Annotated in this window: 15 protein-coding genes; 1 reads left to right on the forward strand and 14 read right to left on the reverse strand. The window is 70.4% G+C overall.

Translation table 11 applies throughout. The annotated features are described in order from the left end of the window. Positions 1-46: 46 nt before the first annotated feature. The 9 genes from ACFYP5_RS23510 to ACFYP5_RS23550 form a co-directional block, all read right to left on the reverse strand. Complete coding sequence (locus ACFYP5_RS23510; protein WP_389039234.1) at positions 47-739, reverse strand: HAD-IA family hydrolase; 693 nt, start codon at positions 737-739, stop codon at positions 47-49. Beyond that, positions 736-1,875 (reverse strand): Gfo/Idh/MocA family protein, encoded by a 1,140-nt coding sequence (locus tag ACFYP5_RS23515; protein WP_389039237.1) that lies wholly within the window; start codon positions 1,873-1,875, stop codon positions 736-738. Before ACFYP5_RS23515 ends, ACFYP5_RS23510 begins: the two co-directional genes overlap by 4 nt. Beyond that, positions 1,872-3,050, reverse strand: a complete 1,179-nt coding sequence (locus tag ACFYP5_RS23520; RefSeq protein ID WP_330247183.1) for a DegT/DnrJ/EryC1/StrS family aminotransferase — start codon at positions 3,048-3,050, stop codon at positions 1,872-1,874. Before ACFYP5_RS23520 ends, ACFYP5_RS23515 begins: the two co-directional genes overlap by 4 nt. A gap of 77 nt (positions 3,051-3,127) precedes the next feature. Further along, positions 3,128-3,562, reverse strand: coding sequence for a type II 3-dehydroquinate dehydratase (locus tag ACFYP5_RS23525; protein ID WP_330247182.1), 435 nt, complete (start codon positions 3,560-3,562; stop codon positions 3,128-3,130). Positions 3,563-3,835: 273 nt separating this feature from the next. Next, positions 3,836-5,353 (reverse strand): FAD-binding oxidoreductase, encoded by a 1,518-nt coding sequence (locus ACFYP5_RS23530; RefSeq protein WP_389039240.1) that lies wholly within the window; start codon positions 5,351-5,353, stop codon positions 3,836-3,838. A 206-nt stretch (positions 5,354-5,559) separates the two neighbouring features. Beyond that, positions 5,560-10,938, reverse strand: coding sequence for a hypothetical protein (locus tag ACFYP5_RS23535; protein WP_389039242.1), 5,379 nt, complete (start codon positions 10,936-10,938; stop codon positions 5,560-5,562). 206 nt (positions 10,939-11,144) lie between these two features. Continuing rightward, the gene (locus ACFYP5_RS23540; protein ID WP_355227760.1) at positions 11,145-11,759 is read right to left on the reverse strand and encodes a hypothetical protein; all 615 of its coding nucleotides are present in this window, start codon (positions 11,757-11,759) and stop codon (positions 11,145-11,147) included. Between the two features lie 203 nt (positions 11,760-11,962). Further along, complete coding sequence (locus ACFYP5_RS23545) at positions 11,963-12,388, reverse strand: DUF6069 family protein (protein ID WP_389039246.1); 426 nt, start codon at positions 12,386-12,388, stop codon at positions 11,963-11,965. A gap of 82 nt (positions 12,389-12,470) precedes the next feature. Further along, the gene (locus ACFYP5_RS23550) at positions 12,471-13,979 is read right to left on the reverse strand and encodes an MFS transporter (protein WP_389039248.1); all 1,509 of its coding nucleotides are present in this window, start codon (positions 13,977-13,979) and stop codon (positions 12,471-12,473) included. Between the two features lie 139 nt (positions 13,980-14,118). On the opposite strand from ACFYP5_RS23550, the gene ACFYP5_RS23555 reads away from it, so the two are divergent. Further along, a complete protein-coding gene (locus ACFYP5_RS23555; protein ID WP_355227757.1) occupies positions 14,119-14,607 on the forward strand; it encodes a MarR family winged helix-turn-helix transcriptional regulator in 489 nt (162 codons plus the stop codon). A gap of 69 nt (positions 14,608-14,676) precedes the next feature. Here ACFYP5_RS23555 and ACFYP5_RS23560 read toward each other — a convergent pair whose 3' ends face one another. From ACFYP5_RS23560 to ACFYP5_RS23580, 5 genes are all read right to left on the reverse strand, one after another. Further along, positions 14,677-15,888, reverse strand: coding sequence for a cytochrome P450 (locus ACFYP5_RS23560; RefSeq protein ID WP_389039252.1), 1,212 nt, complete (start codon positions 15,886-15,888; stop codon positions 14,677-14,679). Positions 15,889-15,989: 101 nt separating this feature from the next. Continuing rightward, positions 15,990-17,609, reverse strand: a complete 1,620-nt coding sequence (locus ACFYP5_RS23565) for a bifunctional 3-(3-hydroxy-phenyl)propionate/3-hydroxycinnamic acid hydroxylase (protein ID WP_389039255.1) — start codon at positions 17,607-17,609, stop codon at positions 15,990-15,992. A 37-nt stretch (positions 17,610-17,646) separates the two neighbouring features. After that, complete coding sequence (locus tag ACFYP5_RS23570) at positions 17,647-18,426, reverse strand: arylamine N-acetyltransferase (protein WP_389039257.1); 780 nt, start codon at positions 18,424-18,426, stop codon at positions 17,647-17,649. Positions 18,427-18,507: 81 nt separating this feature from the next. Then, complete coding sequence (locus tag ACFYP5_RS23575) at positions 18,508-21,609, reverse strand: type I polyketide synthase (RefSeq protein ID WP_389039260.1); 3,102 nt, start codon at positions 21,607-21,609, stop codon at positions 18,508-18,510. A gap of 26 nt (positions 21,610-21,635) precedes the next feature. Continuing rightward, positions 21,636-23,707: beta-ketoacyl reductase (locus ACFYP5_RS23580; protein WP_389039263.1), on the reverse strand; the 2,072-nt coding region annotated here is incomplete at its 5' end.

Genomic DNA, 23,707 nt, shown 5'->3' on the forward strand with positions numbered 1-23,707 from the left:
CGGAAGCCGAGGCGGCTTCCGGGCCCATCGAGGTTGCGGCAGCGGTTCAGTGGGTGAGCACCGGCGGGCAGAGCCCGAGGAGTTCGGCGGGCGCCCGCAGCACCACGTCAGGCTTTGCGGCCAGCATCTCCTCCTCGGCCGTCTCGCCCCACAGCGCCGCCACCGCGGTCACTCCGGCAGACCGCGCGCTGGCCAGGTCGGTGAGCGCGTCGCCGATCATCATGGCCTCCTCCGTCCCGGCTTCCATGAGGTCCAGTGCCCGCAGCACGATGTCCGGGGCCGGCTTCGGCCGGGCCACCTCGTCGGACCCGATCACGTGGTCGAACAGCGGCAGCACACCGAGCTGGTCCAGCAGCGAGCGGGCCCGGGGGCCGCTCTTCCCGGTGGCCACCGACAGCTTCAGTCCGCGGTCGCGCAGCTCCCGGAGCAGCGGGACCACTCCGGGGAACAGCTGGACCTGGTGCGCCAGCCGGTAGCTCTCCCTCACGAAGGGCTCCTCCATCTCCAGCGGCAGGCCCATGATCCGCATGATGTCGGGAAAGTACCGGCCCAGATGTCGGTTGTACTCCCGGAACGGCGGTTCGCCGGGGCCGACAACCTCCGCGTACGCCACGGTGAACGCCTGGCGCATCACCTCGAAGCTGTCGACCAGCACTCCGTCGAGGTCGAAGACGACGGCTCGCAGCGCGGGACCCTCGTGGGCCAGCACACCGGCCTCGGTGCCCAGAGTGTTGCTCATGACTGCCTCTCGGGTGTCGGAACGAATACCTGTGCCGCACGCTTCGCGCGGGCCTCGCGGGCGGATCCGTAGACCCGCTCGATGACGCCGATGGTCCGGGCGGCGCCCTCGACCGCCCGGCCGCGCAGCGCCGGATCGGCCAGCAGCCCGGGCAGCGCGTCGAGCTGCCGTACGTACTCCGCGCCGATCTCCTCGGCCCGCACCGGGACCTCGGTGGTGATGCCGTCCCTGGTGTGGGTGACCGTGGGGCCGGCGACCCGGTTGGGGCTGAAGCCGAAGGTGCATTCCAGGGTCGCCGTGCCGTCGCTGCCCTCGACCCGGATGCGGGTGACGTCGGTCGCCGCGTGCGAGGCCCAACTGGCCCGGAGGGCGACCGAGACGCCCTCGTCGGTGACGAGGAAGCCGCGCGCGGTGTCCTCCACGTCGGCAAACGCCGTGTCCCGGGCCGGCTCGTCGTCACGCCAGGCCGCGCGGGCCGAGCCGTGGTTGACGAAGTCGCTGGAGACCGTGCCGACGGCCTGTCCGAACCCGGTCGGGCCGAGCAAGGAGGTCAGGGTGTCCAGCAGGTGCCACCCGAGGTCGAGCAGGGCGCCGCCGCCGGCGAGCGAGGAACTGGTGAACCAGCCGCCCGCGTCCGGCACTCCACGGGCCCGGATCCACTCCAGGTCCACATGGCGGATCCTCCCCAGTTTCTCCACCGTCTCGCGCAGCACGGTGACGTCCGCGCGGTAGCGGGCCGCGCTTCCGGCCAGCAGGACTGCGCCGCCCGCACGTTCGGCCGCCACCAGTTGCCGCGCTTCCTCGCTGCTCAGGCAGACCGGCTTCTCCAGGAAGACCGGCATGCCCCGGGTGAGCAGTTCGGCCGCGACGGTGGCGTGCAGGTGGTTGGGGACGGCGACCACCGCCAGATCTGCCATTCCGAGCGGGAGTTGGCTCACCGTGGTGAAGAGGGGGACGTCGATCCCTTCGGTGCTGAGCACCTCGGGAGCGCCGGGTGCCGGGTCGACCACCGCGGTGACCGTGTAGCCGGGGTGCGTGCGCAGCCGTGGCAGCCAGATCTCGGTGGCTGCCCAGCCGAGCCCCACCAGGGCGATCCTCACGGGTGCCGCGGCCGTGCCGTGGGCTGCGCCGGTCATGCGGCGGTCAGGGTGTCGGCGACGATCTCGGCGATCCGGTGCATCTGCTCCTCGGTGCCGAGGAGGGTGCGGTGGTGCAGCCAGATGCAGTCGCTGTAGATGGCCTCGGTGTTGGGGCAGCGGGCGGCCAGTTCGTCGACAGTCAGCTCGGGGGCGGCGGTCTCCCAGAACCCCTGTGAGCGGTAGACGGCGCGGAAGGCCGCGAAGGCGGGCAGCCCGCGCTCGATCAGCCTGTCCACCAGCTCGTTCCGCTTGAACTCGTCCAGGCCCGGGATACGGAACATCATCATGTAGTGCGGGTTGCGGGTGACCCTGTCGTCGTGGGCCTGCGGGACGACGCCGGGTATCTCGGCGAGCAGGTTGGACAGCAGTGGCGCCCGCATCTCACGGGTGTCGATCTGGCTCGCGAGACGCCCCAGCTGGGCGCGCAGGACCGCGGCGCTGAACTCGGTCATCCGGAAGTTCGACCCGGAGGTGCCGTGCAGGTAGCGGCGGTCGGTGCGGGGCCGGCCGCAGCTGTGCCGCAGGAAGGCCTCTTCGTACATCTCGGCGTACCGCTCCCCCTCGGGGAAGACGACCGCGCCGCCCTCGCCCGCCGTCATCAGCTTGCCGTTCTGGAAGCTGAACGCGGCCACGGAGTCCAGCTCGCCGACCCGCTTGCCCCGCCACTGCGCACCGTGGGCGTGCGCGGCGTCCTGGATCAAGGGCACCCCACTGGCCTCGGAGAGCTTCGCCAGTCCGTCCATGTCCGCGAAGTGACCGGCCATGTGCACCGGCATGATCGCCCGGGTGCGGGGGGTGATGGCAGCCTCGGTGGCGGCGAGGTCGATGCAGTACGTATCGGGTGTGACGTCGACCGGTACGGCGACGGCGCCCAGGCGCTGCGCCGCCTGGGAGGAGGAGATGAAGGTGAAGGCGGGGACGATCACCTCGGTGCCCGGCCCCACGCCCAGCACCTGGAGGGCGAGTTCCAGCGCGTGCGTACCGTTGGTGACCGCGAGGGACTGGGCGGCGCCGTGGTAGTCGGCGAATTCACGGTCGAACGTGTCGACCTCGCTGCCTCCCATGCGCCACCACTGGCCCTGCTCCAGGGAGCGGATGAGGCCGGTCCGCTCCTCGTCACCGAACTGGGGCCACGCCGGAAATTCGGGAAGCGGGCGTGCGTCGGCATTCATGATGGGTTCTCCCGGATGAGTACTCGGTTGGTTGTTCCTGAAGTCGCCGGTGGCGCGGGGCCGGTGGTGCGGCCGGGTCACTCGGCGGTCTTTGCCAGCAGCGCCTCGGCGGCGAGCCGGTAGCCGTCGGCGCCGAGGCCGACGACGAGGCCACTGGCCAGCGGGGCGAGCACCGACTCGTGCCGGAAGCTCTCCCGGGCCCAGACGTTCGAGAGATGAACCTCGATCCATGGCCGGGGGTAGTTCGCCAGCGCGTCGCGCAGACTCCAGCCGGCGATCATCAGCGCGCCGGGGTTCACGATCGCGCCGACCGTCTCGTAGTTGTCCTGGATGGCATGGATCAGTCCGGCTTCGGATTCGCTCTGGACGGCGACCACTTGCCAGCTGCGGTCCGCGACCGTCTTGGCGACGGAGTCCTCGATGTCGGCGAGCGTCGCCGTGCCGTACACCTCGGGTTCACGCTTTCCGAGAATTCCCAGATTTGGTCCGTTGAGCAGCAGAATTTTTTTCACGGGAGCCCCTCGATAAATTTCGTCCGGCTCTCTGGAGGGTGGAGCCCTAACACCTCGGCAACGCTATAGCAGCGGGCGTCGGGATCGAGGGGGGCCGAGCGGGAGTCGGCAAGTGAAGGGTGAGGTAGGGGGAGTTGTAGGGGGAGGAGGAAGGGTGGTTGCACAACACATAAGAATGTCCGGCGGATTACCGTCCGATGGGGATCGACTCGGTGAATGCCGGAACAGCGGAAGAGCCCCGGGTGCGGCGCCCGGGGCTCTTCTCAGGGACGGTCAGACGTGGATGCTGCCGGGGTGGGCGAAGACGCCGTCGGGGTCGTAGCGGCGCTTGGCGAGCCGGACCCTGGAGGCGTTACTGCCGTAGTTCAGCGCCTCCCAGTCTTCGGTCACCCGGGAGTTGGGGAAGTTGATGTACGCGCCGCCGGAGAGCGGGGCCAGCGCGTCCGTGGCACGATCCGTCCACGCGGTGTGCTTGGCGAGCAGGGCGGCATCCGGGTCGGGGTCGGTGTCGGAGGACTGGTAACCGATGAGGAACTGCGCCGAGCGGTGCACATAGGCGCTGGCACCCGGGCTGGGGTCGTTCACGGCGCCGCCGAGCGCGAACACCTGGATGAACTGGTAGGCGATCGACGGGTCGGAGACGAAGGTGCTGAGCAGGGTGTCGACCTCGCCCGCGGTGGCCGTACGGTCGCTGAACCGGTAGCTCTGCATCTGGAACGGCGTGCGGTAGAGCTGGGCGTCCGGGGCGGTGCCGGTGCGGTGGCACTGCGGGACCGTGAGTTCGCCGCAGCCGTAGAGATGCTGCATTCCCTCCGCGAAGGCCTCGTCGCTGCTCGTGCTGCTGAGCGGCGCGACGCCGGTGCGCTGGGTCAGCTCGGCGAGCGCGGCGTCGAGCTCGGCCTTGGGGCCGTGGTAGCCGCCGTAGATCCTGATGGCCGGTTCGGCGCCGCCGCCGGACGCCGCCGGGGACAGCACGATGAGGCTGGAGCCCAGGTTCCTCGACGCGTGGGTGGTCCACTGCTGCCAGGCGGAGAAGACCTCGGCGGCGTTCTTCCACGACCACATGGTGTCGTAGGTGACGATGCGGGGGGCGCCGATCGGGCGGACCTCGAAGTCCACGACGACGCCGAAGTTGCCGCCGCCGCCTCCGCGTATCGCCCAGAACAGCTCGGGCTCGGAACTCGGCGAGCAGCGGACGATCCGGCCGTCGGCCAGGACGACGCGAGCGGAGACCACCCGGTCACTCGCGGTGCCGAACTTGCGGGACTGGAAGCCGAGTCCACCGCCGGAGACGAAGCCGCCGGCGCACACCGTGGGGCAGGTTCCGGTGATCAGTTGCTTGTTCAGGGGGGAGAGCGTGGCGAGCGCGTCGACCGACTGGGTGCCGGGGCCGACATGCACCGTCGAGCCGGCCGGCACAGCGTGGCTGATGCGGGAGACATCGATGACGAGACCTCCGCCGGTCGACCAGCCGTTGAGGTTGTGGCCGCCGCTGCGCACCCGCAGCGGGATATCGTGCCGCTCGGCGAACCGTACGCAGAGGCGGACGTCTTCCGGGATCTCGCAGAAGGCGACCGCCACCGGGTTGAGCGCGTCGTAGTGGACGATCTGACCCTGCTTGGCCTGGTCGTAGCCGGCGTCGGACGGCGTGAACAGGTCGCCCTGCAGACCGGCCCGCAGCGAGCTCCACCTGTCGACGGCCGCGAGCACCGGCCCGGTGCCCGCGGCGACCGCCGCACCCGCCACGACGATTCCGCCACCCGCTCTTATCAGACTGCGCCTGCTGATCACAATTCTCCCCGTCCTTTTGCCGGTCGAAATGCCGAACGGGTGAACCCTACGATCGGGCGAACCCTGAGGGATCCCCTAATGAGCCCCCTTCCTCCCCCTTGTTTAATCTGGAAGGAAAGCGGGGGGAAATCATGTCCGAAGGCATGAGAAAAAGAACTCCCCCCGGCCTTTGGAAGACCGGGGGGAGCCGTTTGTTTCTCCTTTGCTCAGAGCGGCGCGGGCGCATCCTTCGCACCGGGCGGAAGCACCCGGAAGATGCCCCACATACCGGCGACGGTGAACGGCATCCGGGCGTCCTGGAACAGGTAGTCGCCCGCGTAGCCCTGCCGGCCGCCGGCCGCACCCAGATGGGCGTCGATGGTCTCGCCCGCGGTGATCGTGCGGGCCGACATCAGCTGGGACCCCCGCATCCCGGGTTCGAGCGGGAAGACATGCCCGCCGACCGTGAAGGAGTGCAACTGGTCCGAGGCGCCGACACCGACCCGGAAGACCACCGGATCACGGGAGTTGGCCCGGAACACCGGCGTGTCCGGATCCCCGTACTCGGCGGAGCCGAAGGCCGTGCCGTAGGAGCCCTTCACCGTCACCTGCGTGAAGTCGTCCCGGTTGGCGGTGAGTCCGAGCCGCTCGGTCAGGGGTGCACTGCGGTAGTTGACGTTGTTGTACCCCTTGTCGTACGTGCCCGGGTGACCACCCGTGCCCGGTGGTGCACCCGGCACGGGAGCGGTCGGCCGGTTGAAGGCGTCCCTGCTGTTCAGCCCGTTGCCCGCGACCTGGTCGCTGTAGGGCAGGATGCTCCGCGAGTACTGCTGGTCGGTGCTCTGCATCGTCAGCGCGAACTCACGGAACCTCACCCCGCCCGGCACCCGGATGATCGCCTCCGTGCTGGTGCGGCCTGCCCCGAGTGCGGCGCCGCTGTCACTGTCCGACCACGTGGCGCCCTTGGGCTCGACGATCAGCATCCCGTACGCCCCGTGCCTCAGCGAGGCCGGGCTGCCGAGGTTCTGGAACAGCGAGGTGCCCAGCTCCCGGTCCGCGTAGTAGGTGTACGCGACCGACTTGCCCGCGGCCACCGTGGTGTCCGGGTTGAGGCCGATCGCGGACCCTGCGGACAGCTGCTGGTTCCGCAGCAGCTTGCCCAGGTCGAGACCGGCGCGGCGGCCACCGTAGAGCGAGTCCGGGTCGGTCTCGTTCTTCAGGGTGAGGGTCAGGCAGTCCCCCTTGTTGGCGCGCAGGACGAGCGGTTCGACGGGTTTGGATCCGTCCTTGATGCCCGCCACGTCCGAGGACAGCGCGTAGACGAATCCCCCGCTGTCCTGGTACGGCGCGGTCGGCAGCGCCTTGTCGAACACCGACACCGCGTAGTGCTGCTTACGGGAACCGGCCGGGCAGACTCCCGCGGTCGAGGAGAGCACCGAGGTGTCCACCGACCCGTCCGCCGTGTACGCGGGCGCGGGCGAGGGCCCCGGGGCCTTCTGGGTGTCCCCGGTGGCAGCCGTCTGCCGGGGGAATCCGTTCCCGGCCGTTGGCGCCGGACGCCCCGGCAGAGGCCGCAGATCACTCTGCAGCTTGTCGTGGACGCGGAACAGCCCCCAGGCTCCGCTCTCGAAGGCGAAGGTCCGGGTGGAGTAGTACAGGTAGTCACCCGGACTGGCCCCCGGTCCGCCCGCACCGCCGTCGAGGACGTAGTCGGCACGCTCGGATATCCCGCTCGTCGCCGTGTCCGTCAGCGCTCCGTCCTTGTTGAAGCGTTCGAGCCGGAAGCGGTGGCCCTGAATGCGCAGGGCCTCCCCCCGGTCGTTGACGCCCACGGTGCGGACCACCACGGGGTCCCCGGCATAGGCACGGAGCAGCGGCGTGTTCGGATCGCCGTACTTCACGGACGAGAACACGTACGGGTCGACCGTCGAAACGGTGGCGCGGACCGTGGTGGCATCGGGACTACCGGCCGTGTACGGCGAGGTGCTGAACGCGTTGCGGCAACGGCTCCCGTTGTACTCCTGGCGCTGGTCGGTCGTGGCGGGGTCGGCCGGCGTCGGCCCCGGGGGTGTCCGCTCACCGATCGGCGCGGCTCTGAGGTTGATGGAGCCCTCCTCGCACTCCTGGCCTCCGTTGAACGGGTTGAGCCCTGGGCCCGGTGGCTCGTACAGCTCTCCCCTGCCTCTTCGCCCGTTGTGCAGGAAGATGGTGTACTCCCTGAACGAGCCGGACTGTCCGTAGCCGACCGAGCCTCCGGACCGGTTGACGATGTCGACGATCGGACCGCTTCTGACTTCCCTTCCGTTCACCGGATCCCGGTACTCCGAACCCTTGGGTTCGACGATGTGCGCGGCGAAGAGGCCTCGCGCCCAGGAGTACATGCCGTCGACGTGGTCGTGCCAGAAGACGGTGCCGGAGTCGACGTCCGAGAACCACCGGTACTGGACGAACTCCACCGTGACCGGTTCGCCGGCCGTGTGGGTCTTCTCCAGCGGCCGGTCGAAGGTGAGTTGCCCGTTGTCGACCGCCGTGATCGTCCTGATCTCGATGCTGGACCTGCCGACCCCCACCCCGATGGAGACACCGGGCCTCAGCTGACCTGTCTTCGAGACGGTGATCCTGTCGGGGGCGTCCTGCGAGACCAGGGTGCGTTCCTCGCGCGCGGTGTTGAAGACCGACTGCTCGAACGCGTACCCCGCGACGACTCCGTCGGAGGCGAGCGGATCGAACTGCACCAGGTGCGTGTGCATGTTCGCCTTGGCCTGTACCGAGGTCTTCAGCTCGTTGCCGAAGGTGATGGCCACGCAGTCACCGATGTTGGACCGGATGACCAGGGGGTCCACGGGTTTGTCGCCTTCGGCCACTGCCTTCTTGTCCTCGTTGAGGACGAAGACCTCGCCGTCGTTGTCCTTCTCCCGGGCAGTGGACTGCACCTTCACCGGGATGGCGGTGATGTCGAAGTCGCGCACCCTGGCGTTCTTGGGACACAGGCCGCCGGGTCTGGTCGCGGTCGCCGTGTCCCCCAGCCCCGGTGCCCCGGCGTGCCCGTTCGGTGCGAACGGGGGCCGCTGGCCCAGATGGGGAGTGAGCATCGGGTAGGCGGGCTTCCCGGTGACCGGGTTGAAGCGGATCTCCGGCCGGCGCCCCGGTTCCGCCGGACGGTAGTTGGCCCAGATCGACGAGGTCTCGGGTTCACCGAGGTAGACGGGTTTGTCCTCGGTCCCCTCCTTCTTCCAGTCCCAGACGGTCGCGTCGTCGGGGTCGGGGCCCTGGTCCGTCTGCCAGCGGGAGCCCTGCGGTGGGAGGCTGCCCTCGACCAGCTTCTCCAGTGCCACCTGGCTCCTGGTATCGGTGAGGTCCTTCTGGAGAACGACCTTCCGTCCCTCCACGGTCCGGCCCAGCAGCCCCGCGGAGTCGACCGCGTCGGGTGCGCGCTGCCGGCCCGGCAGCGGGGCCAGCGTCTCCTGCGCGGTGTCGAACACCCGCCACAGCCCCCACATCCCGGTGATGTAGTGCTGGGAGATGTGGCAGTGGTAGAGGAAGTCGCCGGCCGCCTGCTGACAGCCGCCCGCCCCGCATTCGTGCTCCAGGTTGAAGGACTCCAGCGGGCTCACCGTCTGCGAGTCCAGCCGGACCGATGTGGCGTTCTGGATCGGGGTCTTGCTGAGCCCCGCGCCCATGGCGGTGTCGTCCGCACCGGGGTTCAGGCGCCAGCGGGTACCGCCGCCGTGCACATGGTGGACGTGCAACTGCTCCACCCCTGCGTGCACGAGCCGGGTCTTGGTCGGCTCGCCCAGGTACGAGCGGGGCATCGGAGTGGCCGGGTCACCGTAGGTGTAGGAGCTGTAGGCGAGCGACTTGTTGGCATGCTGCACGCTCTGGCCACGCGCCGCCTCCAGCTGGAGACGTCGGTAGAACGGCTCGCTGCGGTAGTTGATGGCCCGGCTGCCCGGCCGGTACACGTTGGTGCCGGCCCCGCCCTCGTTGGGGACGGTCGGGGTCGGTGGCCGCGCGTCGATCATGGGCAGCGGGCGCCCGTACTCCAGTTGGTCGCCCACCGGGATGCCGGGGTCGCCGCCGACCGGGATGCCCTCGTCGTTCTCCCGCAGCGGCCGGCGCAGATTGAAGTTCTCGTCGCCGACCTCGTGGTAGATGAGCGTGAACTCCCTGAAGGTCTTGCCGGACGGCGGCCGGATCATCGCCTCCCAGCTGCTCCAGGTGGTGTCCTCGGTGCGGTCGGCACCGGACACCGGGTCGAACCAGCGGCTGCCCGCCGGCTCGGCGACGAGTGTGCCGAACAGGCCGTGCGCGGTCAGCTGGGTGGACTCACCACCGCTGCGGAACACCTTGGAGCCCTCGCCCATCAGCGGATCGAGGTAGTAGCGGTACTGCTTGGTGCTCCCCGCAGCGGCCATGCCCGACTCCGGGTTGTCGCCGACGGCCTGCCCGCCCTCACCGGCCGCCGCGTCGTACGCGACGCCCGCCATGTCGACCGAGACCGACGGCACGCCACCGGGCTGCACGATCGCCGGGTTGCCGAGCGAGCCGCTGCGCGGCGCCTTCTCCAGCTTGTTGGTGAGGTTGATGACGACGCATTCGCCGAGCCGCGCCCGGATCACGAGCGGCTGGATCGCGTCCTGGCCGAGACCGACGGAGACCTTCGCCGCCGCAGGGTCGTTCTTCGGCAGCTTCGAGGCGCGAAGCAGGGCCGCCTCCTGGTCGCGAACCTCGTCCAGACGTTCGTCGAGCACGTACATCATGCCGTACGGGTCGTGGTCGCCGAACCGGTCCACGGTGATGTCCACGTTGATGGCGCTGACGTCGAACTCCCGCTGAGGCGCGGTCGCGCAGCCGCCGGTTCCCTCCGGTTCCGGGGTACCCGGCCGGGCCGCGGCGCCGCCGACCGGCGTGAGCAGACCCGCCACCAGGGCGACGACCAGGGCGGTTCGAATCCCGAGGGCACGCCGCCGCCCACGCACCGACAGTGCGACGAGCGCGGAGCGCACCCGGCGGGCCTGGTGGCGCGGGCTCAGCCGGCGGAGCGACGCGAGCACCACCCGGATCGGGACGGTGCTCAGCAGTGCGAGTACGAGGACGGCCATCTCGACCTGGGCGGCCTGGCCGGCGCCGTACGCCAGCAACCCCGTCACGTCGTCGGCCGGCAACGCACCGGCGCCGTGGTGGTGTCCGCCGGACGTGCCGCCCATCACCCGGTGCAGGACTGCCTGCGCCATGGCGAAGGGGACGAACAGGGCTGTCATGACGAGGGCGGTGGCGCTGGCGAGGACCACCGTCTCCCAGCGGCTCCCGGAACGCAGCCCGAAAGCCCGCGCGGCCCGCTGGACCAGCAGTACGGCTGTGCCTGCCACGTACAGCGCCAGGGCCAGGTCGGCCAGGAGGTAGGGACCGTGCGCGGCGGGACCACCGCCGTCCGGGAACACGGCCCAGTGCTGCCAGGACACCGATCCCAGGGCGAGCAGGGTGATGAGGCCGAAGCGGGAGGCGAGCGTGGTCAGGACCGAGTGGTCCGGAGGGCCTGCGACGGGTGGGACGACGGCCCGCCCGTCGTCGGGCCCGAAGGCGGGCGCAGCCGATGGCTGGCGCATGACGGATCTCCTTGTCGATTGGATGGGGAAGCCGAGGAGCGGATCCTCGAAGTGCTGCCGCCGGGCTCCCGTCGCACGACGGCAGATGCCGCTGAGCGACGGGAGCCCGGCGTCGTGGGCCGGACGCGAGCAGGACGACAGGTCCTGGGGCCGTCTCCCCGGAGCCCCGCCGCAGCCGCAGGCCGGGCGGGGTCCGCGGACACGGCCTACGAGCTGTGCTGGTGCTGTTCCGGCGTCCCGCCCGGCATCCGTACGGTCATCCGCCGGACGTCTCCGTCGCGCTTCCACACCAGGAGCAGGGGCGCGTCGCCCGCCTGCGGGGCCTCGAGATCGAAGTAGAGGACGCCGCGCACCGCGCTGCCCGCGTTGAGTCTGGGCAGTTCCCCGAGCGTGTCGGCGTGCAGTTTCCGGGAGGCGCCGTCCTTGCCTCCGCTCAGGGAGAACTCCCGGGCGAGATCGAACCGTCGCACCGAACCGGTGCCGTTCGTCAGGGTGATGGGGATGCCCAACCGCATGTCGTCGCCCTCAGGGGCTCCCGGCATCATGGCCGAGGGCATCTGATAGTTGCTCCGGCCGTCCATGTCGTGGTTGGCCATCGCGGTCCAGCCGGCCGTGCCGGGTTTCGCGTCCAGGCCGCCGAGCCTGGCCGTCGCGGCGGGGCCCGTATCGGCCGACGCCTGCCTCTCGCTCCAGTGGGCGGCGCCCGCGACGGCGGTCACCACCGCCAGGGCCACCAGCGCCGGACCTGTCACGCGGACCACGGCCCCGGCCCGTCCAGGAGGCCGTCCGCCTTCGTCGCCCACCGTCGATCTCCGTCCCATCACCCGTCCTCAACCCTTGTCTCCCGGCGCACCCGGATCGGTGCACGCGCCGGCCCGGGCGAGCGTGGCACAGCGGAGGGAACGGGCCGGGAACCGTGCGGTCACTGGGCGGACGGCCCGGACGCGGACGGCACCGCGCACACAGCCCACCGCCCGCCGGGAGGGCCGGCGGGCGGTGGACTCGGGGGTCTTGTGGTGGTGCTTCAGCGGGAGGCACCGCGGCGCAGGACCGGGATCAGCGCGGCGCCGACTGCGATGTGCATGAGGACGAGAACGGCCTTGGTGCCGTTGGAGGCCTCGATACCCAGTACGGGGCCGAACGAGATGAGCAGGACGACACTCGCGACGACGGTCCAGATCAGACCGGCCTTGCGGGGGGCGAACTTCTCCAGCAGCGCCAGGAAGCCCCATCCGAGCAGGCCGGCTACGAGCGCGAAGCCGATGACGGCGCCGATGGTCACCTTCGTCGGGTCCTCGCCCGCCTTCTGGACGACCTCGAGTTCGGCACCGGCCGCATTGCCGATGACCCAGACGATCACGGGGAGGACGACGGCCGCGACGACCGCGAGGGCGCGGGGCCGGAGGGTGGAGGCGTCGGCGGACGACCGGACGGCGGACGAGCTGGTCATGTGGTGCTCCTTCTATGGGGACGGTCGGGTGGAACCACTGCGGTGCTCAGGTACGTACGGGCCGGACCGGCCGGGAGGACGGTCAGGGACGGGCGGGTTCGGGGTCGGCCACCGGGTCGGCCCCGGGCGTTCCCTCCGCCCCCTCGGCCGGCGGGCCGCCCGCGCCCGGTGAGGGCTCCGGGGGCGTCGGCTCGATGACGAAGAACGCGACGGCCATGGCGGCGACGACCAGCAGGGTCGAGAGACCGAAGGACAGGTGGAAGCCGCCGTTGAGCGCCTCGGCCGGGCTCTTGCCGTCGGAGAGGAGGCTGTCGGTGCGGGCTGCGGCGATCGCCGTCAGCGCGGCGATGCCGAGCGAGTCGCCGATCATGCCCGAGGTGCCCGCGACCCCGGATGCGAGGCCGGCGTGATCGGGCCTGCGGACCGCCATCGACAGGCGCATGACCGCGGGCATCGCCAGGCCGCCGCCGGCGCCGATGAGAGCGGCGGTCGGCAGGATGTCCAGGACGTAGTCGGGGTTCTCGGGAGCCCGGACGGCGAGCAGCAGACCGAACGCGCTGACGGCGAGGCTGGCGACGAGGACGTTCTTCATGCCGAAGCGCATGTTGAGCCTGTTCGAGAGGCCCAGCGACACGACGGCGGCGACCACGGCGATCGGAAGGAACGCGAAGCCCGCCACCGCCGGGGAGTAGCCCGCGATCTGCTGCATGTACAGGGCGATCAGGATGTTGAAGGAGATGGTGCCGGCGACCATCAGCATGTGGACGAGGTTGGCTCCGGTCAGACTCCTCGAGGAGAAGATCGACAGCGGCATCAGCGGAAGAGCAGCGGTTGCCTCACGGATGACGAAGGCGATCAGCAACGCGATGGCACCGAGGCCGAAGCCGATGGTGTGGGCGGAACCCCAGCCGTGGTCACCTACCGTGGCGATGGTGTAGACGCCCAGCATCAGCCCACCGGTGACCAGGCCCGCGCCGGCGACGTCGACCCCGGCGCGCAGGCCGAGACCACGGTCGGCAGGCACGGAGCGCAGGGCGAGCACCCCGGCGACAATGCCGATGGGCACGTTGACGTAGAACACCCAGTGCCAGCTGATCCCGTCCGCGAGGAGACCGCCGGCCAGGATCCCGACGGAGGCACCGGCGGCCTGGACGAATCCGGAGGCACCCATCGCTTTGCCGAGTTCGCGCGGGTCGGGGAAAAGGGTGAAGACGATACCCATGACGACCGCATAGGCCATCGCCGCACCCGATCCCTGGAGGAACCGCATCGCGATGAGCATTTCCTGGCTCTGCGCGGCACCGCAGAGCGCGGACGCCACCGTGAAGAGCGACAGCCCGGCCAGGAAGAGGTTCTTGCGGCCCAGCAGGTCTCCCAGCCGGCCGGAGAGCAGCAACAGTCCGCCGAAGCCGACCGTGTAGGCGTTGGTGACCCACGCGAGACGTGCTTCCTCGAAACCGAGATCGCTCTGAATGGAGCGGAGGGACACGGTCACGATGCTGATATCGACCACGATCATCAGCTGAATCGAGCAGAGCACCCAGAACGCGAGCCAACGCGTCCTCGAACTCAATTGCTCCGGCACGGACATGAGCGAGCCTCCCGGGTCATCGATATGAAAGGACCGTAGCAGATGCTTCTGTTCTTCATCATCTATTTCGAAACTCTAGATTTTGAACCATTTATTTTCCGAACTATCTTCTGCGGATTGATCTGGTTATGCTCGAAACATGAAGGCAACAGCACCTGCCGTGACGGACCAGCCGGATGTGACGTTCCTGCTCTCCTGGGCAAGTCATGCGCTGCAGACCGAGATGACCGCCGCCCTCACCGAACTGGCCATCACCCCGCGGGCCCACTGCGTCCTGCAGAAGTCACTGCACGGCGACATGACCCAGAGCCAGATCGCCGACGCGATCGGGCTGGACAAGACGACGATGGTCGTGATCGCGGACAAGCTGGAGAAGGAGGGGCTCGCCGAGCGGCGGCCCTCCGCGACGGACCGCCGGGCCCGGGTCATCGTGGCCACCGACAAGGGCAGGGAGCTCGTCGCCCGCTCCGACGGGATCGTGTCCCGGATCCACGCCGATGTCCTCGGCACCCTCCCCGAGGAGATCAGGGGAGCCTTCATCGAGGGGCTGACCCGCCTCGTCGAGAACCGTCTGTCCACCTTCGTCCAGTGCGAGCAGCCGCCTCGGCGGCGCTCCACACCCATCTGAGCGGCGCGGACGCCGGGCGGAGCCGCTTCGGCCCACCCGGCGTCCCCGTCGCCGCCGTCCGCGCGGGAGCTAGGGAACGTCCCAGGTGACGGGCAACCGGTGCACACCGTAGAACGCCATCATGTGGCGCATCCGAACCTCCTCCACCGGCACCGCCAGCCGCAGCGAGGGGAAGCGGGCGAACAGCGCCGGATAGGCGATGCGCATCTGGATCCTGGCCAGTTCCTGGCCGAGGCACTGATGCATGCCGTGGCCGAGCGAGACATGACTGCGCGCGTTGGTCCGGGTGATGTCGAACGTGTCGGGGTCCTCGTACTGCTCGGGATCCCGGTTGGCAGCCGGCAGCGAGACCGTCACCGTCTGGCCCGCAGTGACCAGTTCACCGGCCACCTCGATGTCCTCGAGTGCCGTGCGGGTGGGGCCGAGCTGCACCACGCTGAGGTAGCGCAGCAGTTCCTCGGTCGCGCTCGCCGCCAGTGAGGAGTCGGCCCGCAGCGCGGCCAGTTGGCCGGGATGCTGCAGCAGGGCGAACGTGCCGAGTGCGAGCATGCTGCCGGTCAGCCCGTGGCCGGCGAACAGCAGCAGCAGTCCGATGGTGGTGAGTTCGGCCTCGTCGAGTTCACCGGTCGCCGCGAGTCGCCCCAGCAGGTCGTCCGTGGGCAGGGCCCGCTTCTCGGCCACGAGCTTCGCCACGAACTCGCTCAGTCCCCCGAAGGCCGCTCCCGCGTCCTCCGGCGAGGCCTCCAGGTCGATGAGCGTGGCGGACCGGGACTGGAACTGCTCCCGGTCGGCGTAGGGCACTCCGAGCAATTCGCAGATCACCATGGAGGTGACAGGGGTGGTGAACTCCGCGGCCAGGTCCGCCCCTGGCCCCTTCTTCTCCAGGGCGTCCAGGTACTCCTCCACGATCCGTTCGACGGCCGGGGTCAAGTGGGCCATGCGGCGGGCGGTGAACTCGCCCGTGAGCAGACGCCGGTAGCGGGTGTGCCCGGGTGCGTCCATCTCGGGAAACGCGCCCGGCTCGGCCGGGCCCGGCCTGCCCTGCATCATGGGGTGCACGATGGGGAAGTGCTGGAGTTCCCGCCGGGAACTGAACCGGGCGTCCGACAGCACGGCGCGCACGGCAGCGTGACCGGTGACGAGCCAGCCGACGTGGCCGTCCGGGTAGCTCATCGGGACGAGAGGCTTACGCCGCTGCAGTTCGCGAAGGTCGTCCGGCGGATCGAAGAGGGTACTGCGGGTGGTCGGCAGGCCCTGCACGGTCTGCAGCGGGTCGGTCATGGGACTTCCTCCTCGGGGCGAGCCGGGTTCTAACGGTCCCCGGCTGGAAGCAACGTAGGAAACCGGGGGTTCTTTCCGGCCATCGCCCGGTAATTGCGGGGTCAGTGACGGGGTGCCGGTCGGTCAGCGGCCAGTCCGGCCCGCAGCGCCGCCACCAGCCGGCCCACGCCGGCGCGGTCCGCAGCGCCCCCGAAGGCGTAGTAGTCGGGCCGGACCAGTACGGCCGTCGAGCCGGTCTCGGCGAGGAACGTCAGGTACACGCCGTCGGCGTCGACAACGGCGCCGCCTTCCGCGGTGTGCGGGTCGGTGTCCTGGGGCAGCACCCGCACGAGCCGGGTACCGAGACCTTCGAGGAACTCCCGCTCCGCGTCGGACAGCAGGGTCGCAGGGTCCTCGGTGGAGATCAGGGCGGAGCCCTCCCCCACCATCTCGTCGAACCAGCCCACCCGTCCCCCGGCGGCCACCCGGCCCTGCGGGGTGAGCACCCCGGCCGGGCGTACCGGCCGGCCCTTCTCGCCCAGGTCCAGCAGTCCGCCGGTGAGCGGCTGGAACGGCGAGCGCTGCTGCGCGGCGGCCGCGGTCACCGGCCGCCGGGCGGTGGCCAGCATCACCATGTCCCGGTCGCCGGCGGCCCGGGCGTCGGTCTGGCAGATGATCCTGCCCAGGTTCACCGACATCTGGATGGCGTGCCTGGCGTGCGGGCGGCGCTCCTCCGCGTAGGTGTCCAGCAGTTGTTCGCCCGCCGTGCCGCCCAGCACCGCGTCCAGCTTCCAGGACAGGTTCGTGACGTCGCGGAAGCCGGCGGTCATGCCCTGGCCCGCGAAGGGCGGCATGACATGGGAGGCGTCACCGGCGAGCAGCAGCCGGCCGGAGCGCCAGGTCTCGGCGTACGCGGCGGAGAACGAATAGACGTGGAACCGCTCCAGGGTGGCGTTGCCCGGGTGTACGTCGAAGAGTTCCAGCAGCCGCCAGGCGCTCTTCTCGGTGTTCAGCTCCTCCACCGTCTCGTGGGCGGACCGCATGAACTCCCAGCGCCGGTGGCCGGGCCCGGCCGACACGGAGGTACGGGGCCGGTCCGGGTCGCAGATCTGCAGGTTGTTCGGCCGGAACTCACGCTCCTCGTGCAGCACCACGTCGCAGATCAGCCAGTCGTGCGAGAAGCCGAGGTCGGTCATCGCGGTACCGGTACGGCCGCGGACGAAGCTGTTGGCACCGTCGCAGCCCACCACCCAGCGTGCGTGATGGGCGCTCTCCCGGCCGTCCGGCGCGCGCGAGGTGACCTCGGCCCGGTCGCCGTGGTCGGTGACCGCCACGACTTCTTCGCCGCGGATCACCGTCAGCCCCTTCAGGGTCGCCCCTTCCGCCACGAGCGCGGCCTCCAGCGCCGGCTGGTACATGGAGGTCGACTCGGGCCAGCCGCACCGGCCCCGCTCGGCCACATCGATGTGGAGCAGCGCCTGTCCGGCCGCGTTCTTCCAGGTGTAGTCACCGGACGGCTCGCCGATCTCACCGAGGTGCCCGCCGATGCCGGCGGCGGCCAGGATCCTGGCGCCCTCGCTGTCGAAGGCCACGGCCCGCGGCATGGGATATCCGGTGCGCCAGCGCTCGATGACGGTCACCCGCCGTCCTCGTCCGGCCAGTTGCAGAGCCAGTACCTGGCCGACGGGTCCGTATCCGACGATCAGTACATCGGCGCAGTCGTCGGTGGGTGAGGTGTGCATCGTCTTCTCCGCTCGGAGTGGGTCGGGCCTCGGGGTCTCAGGCGTCGGGTGTGAGGACGTGGCGTACGATCTGCTTGAACGCGGAGGGGCTGGTGAGCACCTTGATCTCCTCCACGCCGTCCTCGACCCTCAGGTAGCGCTTGCCGATCAGCACCATCTGGCCGTTCTCGAAGGCACGGCTGTGGATGCGGGTGCCGATCAGGACCTGCTCCAGCGGGAAGTCGGCGATGTCGGGCACGAGCTTCTTCCAGTCGGAGATCTGCCGGTACCGGTCCTTGAAGCGGTACGAGGCACTCCAGTCGCCGCCCTTGGCGCGGCGTTGCAACACCTGGTAGCCGCCCTCCTCGACCAGCCGGTACTGGCAGCCGTACTGCTCCTGGATCTCATCGGTGATCCGCAGGGGCTCCAGGTACGAGGGACCTGCCAGGCCCACGTCCACCAGATAGCGCTCGCCGTCCAGCTCCACGCAGTTGAAGATGTGCTCGAGTTCCGGACCGTAGGCACCGTTCACCTGGATGACGGCGGCCGCCAGGACCTTCACCTCGAAGCCCAGTTCGACGAGCAGTCGCCGGAACAGACCGTTGAGCTCGTAGCAGACCCCGCCTCGGCCTCCCTCGACGACGGCCCGGAAGGCGGTGTCGTCGTCGATCTCCACCTCCAGCAGCACGTCGAAGCCACGCTCGGCGTCCGCGTTGAGGGAGTTGTCGAAGGGGATGGTCATCAGGTGCCGTTTCTGCAGCTCGTTCAGCAGGGCGACGGAGGGCACGCGCGACCCTGTGTGACCGAGCCTCCGCAAGTAGAAGTCGACGTCGAACATGTTCGGTATCACCTCGGGGTTCAGCGGCTCCCCCGTACGGGGGAGCCGGGGCGGGATGCTGGAGAGGGCTGGGGCTGAGGGTCAGGCCGCCTTGAGCTCGTCGTTGAGGAAGTCCGCGATGAACTCCGGTGTGGGGTAGTCGAAGAGCAGCATCGGGGTGAGCGCGACCCCGGTGGCTTCCACGAGCCGGTTGCGGAGTTCCACGGCGGTGAGCGAGTTGAAGCCGATCTCGAAGAAGGCGCTGTCGGCCGCCAGGACTTCGACCTCCGGTGCCTCCAGCAGCGCCATGGCCACGGTCGATTCGGCGATGACCAGGTCGAGCAGCTTCTGCAGCCGCTCGTCCTCGTTGAGGCCCTCCAGGCTCTCGACCAGCGCCTTGCGGGTGGCATCGGCGTACTCGGGCGGCTCCGGCGCGGTGGCGCCGGTGGTTGCGGTTGCTTCCATGGAAGTCGTGGCCTCCAGCCAGTAGTGACGGTGTTGGAAGGCGTACGTCGGCAGATCGATCCGCCGGGTACGGGTCAGCAGGGCGGGCCAGTCGACGGCCACGCCCCTGACGTGAAGTCGGGCCAGCGCGGTCAGCACCGCGCGGTTCTCGCCCGTTCCGGGCCGCAGGGCCGGCACGAACGCCGGCTTCGTCGTGTCGCCCGTGACGCAGTCCTGGCCCATGCCGGTCAGCACGCCGCCGGGGCCGAGTTCCAGGAAGGTCGTGACCCCCTGGTCCTGCAGAGCACGGACTCCGTCGAGGAAGCGCACGGACTGCCGTACGTGGTCCACCCAGTAGCTCGGCGAAGCGAGTTCGGCGCCCGTGGCGGTGCGGCCGGTCAGGTTGGACAGCACCGGCAGCTTCGGTTCGTGGTACTCGATCCCCGCGGCGACCTTCCCGAACTCGGGGAGCATTCCGTCCATGTGCGGGGAGTGGAAGGCGTGCGACACCTTCAGCCGCTTGACCCGCCGACCCTCGGCGGCGAAGCCGTCGGCGATCGCGGCGACCGCGTCGGCGTCGCCGGAGAGCACCACCGAGCGGGGGCCGTTGACCGCCGCGAGGCCGACCCCGTCGGTGAGCAGCGGCAGTACCTCGTCCTCGGTGGCCTGTACCGCGGTCATGGCACCGCCTGCGGGCAGTGCCTGCATCAACCGGCCGCGGGCCGCGACGAGTTCGGCGGCATCCGGCAGCGACCAGACACCCGCGACGTACGCCGCCGTCAGTTCGCCGATCGAGTGACCGCCCACGTGGTCGGGCCGGACTCCCCAGGACTCCAGCAGCCGGAACAACGCCACCTCGAGCGCGAACAGGGCGGGCTGGGCGTACCCGGTACGGTCCAGCAGCCCCTCGTCGTCGGCCGTCGCGAACACCAGTTCCCGCAGGGAGCGGCCGATCCGTCCGTCGATCTCGGCGCAGACCTCGTCGAAGGCCGCGGCGAACACCGGGAAGCCTTCGTACAGTTCGCGCCCCATTCCCAGGCGCTGGCTGCCCTGCCCCGTGAAGAGCACCGCGAGACGGCCAGAGCTCTTCGATCCCCGGACCACTTCGGGTGCCGGGGCGTCCTGGCCCAGCAGTTTCAGCCCGCGCAACAGGTCGTCCCTGCCGTCGGCGACGATCACCGCGCGGTGCTCGAACGCGGTGCGCGTCGTCGCCAGGGCATGTCCCGCCGACACCACGTCCAGCCCGGGGTGGGCCTCGGCGAAGGCCAGCAGACGGTCGGCCTGGGCGCGCAGCGCCGCAGGGCTCTTGCCCGACACCGTCCAGGACACCAGCCCGTTGGCGGGCAGCACGGCCTCGGCAGGGTCGTCTGCCGCGGGGGCCTGTTCCAGGATGACGTGGGCGTTCGTACCGGAGACGCCGAAGGAGGAGACCGCCGCCCGACGAGGCCGGCCCTCGGCCGCCCCCCAGTCCCGGTTCTCGGTGAGCAACTCGACCGCGCCGGCCGACCAGTCGACCTTCGGGGTGGGCGCGTCGACGTGCAGCGTCTTGGGCAGGACGCCGTCGCGCAACGCCATCACCATCTTGATCACTCCGGCGGCACCGGCTGCGGCCTGGGCGTGGCCGATGTTCGACTTCAGCGAACCGAGCCACAGCGGCCGGTCGGCCGGCCTGTCCTGCCCGTACGTGGCCAGCAGCGCCTGCGCCTCGATCGGGTCACCCAGCGTCGTCCCCGTCCCGTGCGCCTCCACCACGTCCACATCCGCGGCTTTCAGCCCCGCGGCCGACAGCGCCCGACGGATCACCCGCTCCTGCGAGGGACCGTTGGGAGCTGTCAGCCCGTTCGACGCGCCGTCCTGGTTGACGGCGGTGCCACGGACGACCGCCAGCACCTGGTGGCCCAGCCGGCGCGCATCGGAGAGCCGTTCCAGCAGCAGTACGGCTACGCCCTCCGACCAGGCGGTGCCGTCCGCCGTACCGGAGAACGCCTTGATCCGGCCGTCCGCCGCCAGCGCGCGCTGCCGGGAGAAGTCGACGTACGCATCCGGTGTGGCCATCACCGTCACGCCGCCCGCCAGCGCCATCGAGCACTCGCCGGTCCGCAGTGCCTGCACCGCGAGGTGCAGGGTGACCAGCGAGGACGAACATGCCGTGTCCAGCGTGACGGACGGTCCGACCAGGTCCATCACGTACGAGATCCGGCCGGAGAGCACGCTGCCCGACTTCCCCATGCCGAGGAAACCGTCGACGCCCTCGGGCACCCGCTCCAGGCCGGTCGCGTAGTCGTGGTGCATGAGCCCCGCGTACACGCCGACATCGGTGCCACGCACCGTGGCCGGGTCGATCCCGGCCCGTTCGAACACCTCCCAGGAGGTCTCCAGCAGCAGCCGCTGCTGAGGGTCCATCGCAAGCGCCTCACGGTCGGAGATCCCGAAGAATCCTGGGTCGAACTTCCCGGCGTCGTGCAGGAAGCCGCCTTTCTTCACGTAGGTACGGCCCGGCTGATCGGGATCGGGGTGGTAGACCCGGTCCAGGTCCCAGCCGCGGTCGGCAGGGAACTCCGTGATCGCGTCGCCACCGTCGGCGACCAGCTGCCACAGCTCTTCGGGCGAGGTCACTCCGCCGGGCAGCCGGCAGGCCATGCCGACCACGGCCACAGGTTCCGTGGCGCGCTTGTTCTCCGTCCGTAGCCGTTCGTTCTCCAGCAGTGAGGCACGCAGGGCCGCGACGAGCTTCTCGTCGTGGGCAGGCTGGGCATTCATCGGAAGCTCCCCGTCAGCTATGGGCATCAGTGGTCGGCGCTGTCCAGCGCCCGGGCGATGAGACTGTCGACGTCCATGTCGGCGATGGCCGGACCGGCGTCCTCTTCCGACCGGTCACGGACTTTCTCCGCCGGGTGCTCCACCAGTCCCAGCAGGGCGTCGAGCAGGCCGAGTTCACGGAGTCGTCGGAGGGGCACGGTCGCCAGAGCCGCGCGCAGCTCCACCTCCCGGGCCTCACCGACCTCCTCGTCGGCCTCCGGCTCCGGGGCCAGTTCGGTGAGCAGTCGGCGGGTCAGCGCCATCGGCGTGGGAAAGTCGAACACGAGCGTCGCCGGCAGCCGGATCCCGGTGGCGCTCGCCAGCCGGTTGCGCAACTCGACGGCGGTCAGTGAGTCGAACCCGGCCTCCTTGAAGGCCTGTTCCTCGTCCACCGCGTCCGCCCCGCTCAGCCCGAGCACCAGCGCTACCTGACGCCTGATCAGGTCGAGCAGTGTCCGGGTGCGTTCCGGGCCGGACATCCCCGCCAGCCGTGCGGCCTGCGAGTCCCCTCCGGCCTCCGGTCCCGCAGCCGCGGCGCGAGGCAGCCGCACCAGTCCACGCAGGAGGGCCGGCACGCCGTCGGTCCCGGCCCGCTCTCGGATCCTCGCCATGTCGAGCCGGGCCGCGACCGGTGCGGGGCTTCCGCCACGCAGCGCGGCGTCGAACAGCCCTACGCCCTGTTCGGCGGAGAGCGGAAGCAGGCCGCTGCGGGACACCCGGTCGACGTCGGCGGCCGAGAGCCCGCCGGTCATGTCGCTGTCCTGTCCCCACAGGCCCCATGCGATCGAGACCGCCGGCAGACCCTGGGCGTTCCGGTGTGCTGCGAGTGCGTCGAGGAAGGCGTTCGCGGCGGAGTAGTTGCCCTGCCCGGCGCTGCCCACGGTGCCGGCGACCGAGGAGTAGAGCACCCATGCGGCCAGGTCCAGGTCCCTGGTCAGTTCGTGCAGGTTCCACGCGGCGTCGGCCTTGGGCCGCAGCACGGTGGCGAGCCGCTCCGGGGTGAGCGAGGCGATGACGCCGTCGTCGAGGACACCCGCGGTGTGGACGACGGCCGTCAGCGGATGCCGGGAGGGAATGCCGTCGAGCAGTGCGCGCAGTTCCTCCCGGTCGGACACGTCGCATGCTCCGACGGAGACCTCGGCGCCGAGACCGCGCAGCTCGGCCACCAGCTCCGCGGCTCCCTCGCCCCGCCGGCTGACGAGCAGCAGTCGTCGTACCCCGTGCGTGGTGACCAGGTGCCGGGCGGCCACTTGACCGAGCGCACCCGTGCCGCCCGTGATCAGGACCGTACCGTCGGGGTCGAGGACAGGGGCAACGGCCGTGGGAGGCACGGTGGCCCGGACGAGCCGGGGGACGAAGAAGGCTCCTCCGCGTATCGCGAGCTGGGCCTCACCGGTGCCGACGGCGGCGGGCAGCAGGGCACGGGACGCGGGATCGTCGTCCAGGTCGACGAGGACGATGCGGTCGGGGTTCTCGGACTGCGCGGACCGGACGAGTCCCCATACGGCGGCGGCGGCCGGGTCCGGGTCGTCGGAAGTGGCGCCACGGGTGACCAGCACGAGCCGTGAGCCGGAGAGCTCGGCCGCGGCGGACCACGGGACGAGTGCGTCGAGAACACGGGTGGTGAGGGCCCGGGCCCGTCGGGGGGCGTCGGCAGGAGTGGCGGAGCCGGGCTCTGCGGCCTCCGCGAGGTCCAGGACCAGCGCGTGCGGCACACTGCCGCCCCGCTGCACGGCTTCGGTCAGGGATCGTACGTCCGTCAGGTCCTCGAGCGGGACCGCCTGTTCGCCCGGCGGCACCGGCCTCCAGTCGACCGTGAACAGCGCGTCGTCCGCGCCGGTGCCCGGTGAACCGGCGGCCGCCGGGCGCAGTACCAGCGAACCCACCGACAGCACCGGCGCGCCTGTCGGATCCACCGCCCGCAGCGTCAAGCCGCCGTCCACCGCGGAGGTGAGTGTCACGCGCAGTGAGGTGGCGCCGGACGCGTACAGGGCGACGTCGCTCCAGGCGAACGGCAGCAGCGTCCCGCCCTCACCGTCATCACCCGCACCCGCGAGGA

It is taken from the genome of Streptomyces sp. NPDC005262 (assembly GCF_042872425.1).
Classification (GTDB): Bacteria; Actinomycetota; Actinomycetes; order Streptomycetales; family Streptomycetaceae; genus Streptomyces.

Excerpts from the sequence above, each read along its gene's own strand:
- ACFYP5_RS23510 (WP_389039234.1), bottom strand. The coding sequence starts at position 739 with ATGAGCAACACTCTGGGCACCGAGGCCGGTGTGCTGGCCCACGAGGGT.
- ACFYP5_RS23515 (WP_389039237.1), bottom strand. The coding sequence starts at position 1,875 with ATGACCGGCGCAGCCCACGGCACGGCCGCGGCACCCGTGAGGATCGCC.
- ACFYP5_RS23520 (WP_330247183.1), bottom strand. The coding sequence starts at position 3,050 with ATGAATGCCGACGCACGCCCGCTTCCCGAATTTCCGGCGTGGCCCCAG.
- ACFYP5_RS23535 (WP_389039242.1), bottom strand. The coding sequence starts at position 10,938 with ATGCGCCAGCCATCGGCTGCGCCCGCCTTCGGGCCCGACGACGGGCGG.
- ACFYP5_RS23540 (WP_355227760.1), bottom strand. The coding sequence starts at position 11,759 with ATGGGACGGAGATCGACGGTGGGCGACGAAGGCGGACGGCCTCCTGGA.
- ACFYP5_RS23545 (WP_389039246.1), bottom strand. The coding sequence starts at position 12,388 with ATGACCAGCTCGTCCGCCGTCCGGTCGTCCGCCGACGCCTCCACCCTC.
- ACFYP5_RS23550 (WP_389039248.1), bottom strand. The coding sequence starts at position 13,979 with ATGTCCGTGCCGGAGCAATTGAGTTCGAGGACGCGTTGGCTCGCGTTC.
- ACFYP5_RS23555 (WP_355227757.1), top strand. The coding sequence starts at position 14,119 with ATGAAGGCAACAGCACCTGCCGTGACGGACCAGCCGGATGTGACGTTC.
- ACFYP5_RS23560 (WP_389039252.1), bottom strand. The coding sequence starts at position 15,888 with ATGACCGACCCGCTGCAGACCGTGCAGGGCCTGCCGACCACCCGCAGT.
- ACFYP5_RS23565 (WP_389039255.1), bottom strand. The coding sequence starts at position 17,609 with ATGCACACCTCACCCACCGACGACTGCGCCGATGTACTGATCGTCGGA.
- ACFYP5_RS23570 (WP_389039257.1), bottom strand. The coding sequence starts at position 18,426 with ATGTTCGACGTCGACTTCTACTTGCGGAGGCTCGGTCACACAGGGTCG.
- ACFYP5_RS23575 (WP_389039260.1), bottom strand. The coding sequence starts at position 21,609 with ATGAATGCCCAGCCTGCCCACGACGAGAAGCTCGTCGCGGCCCTGCGT.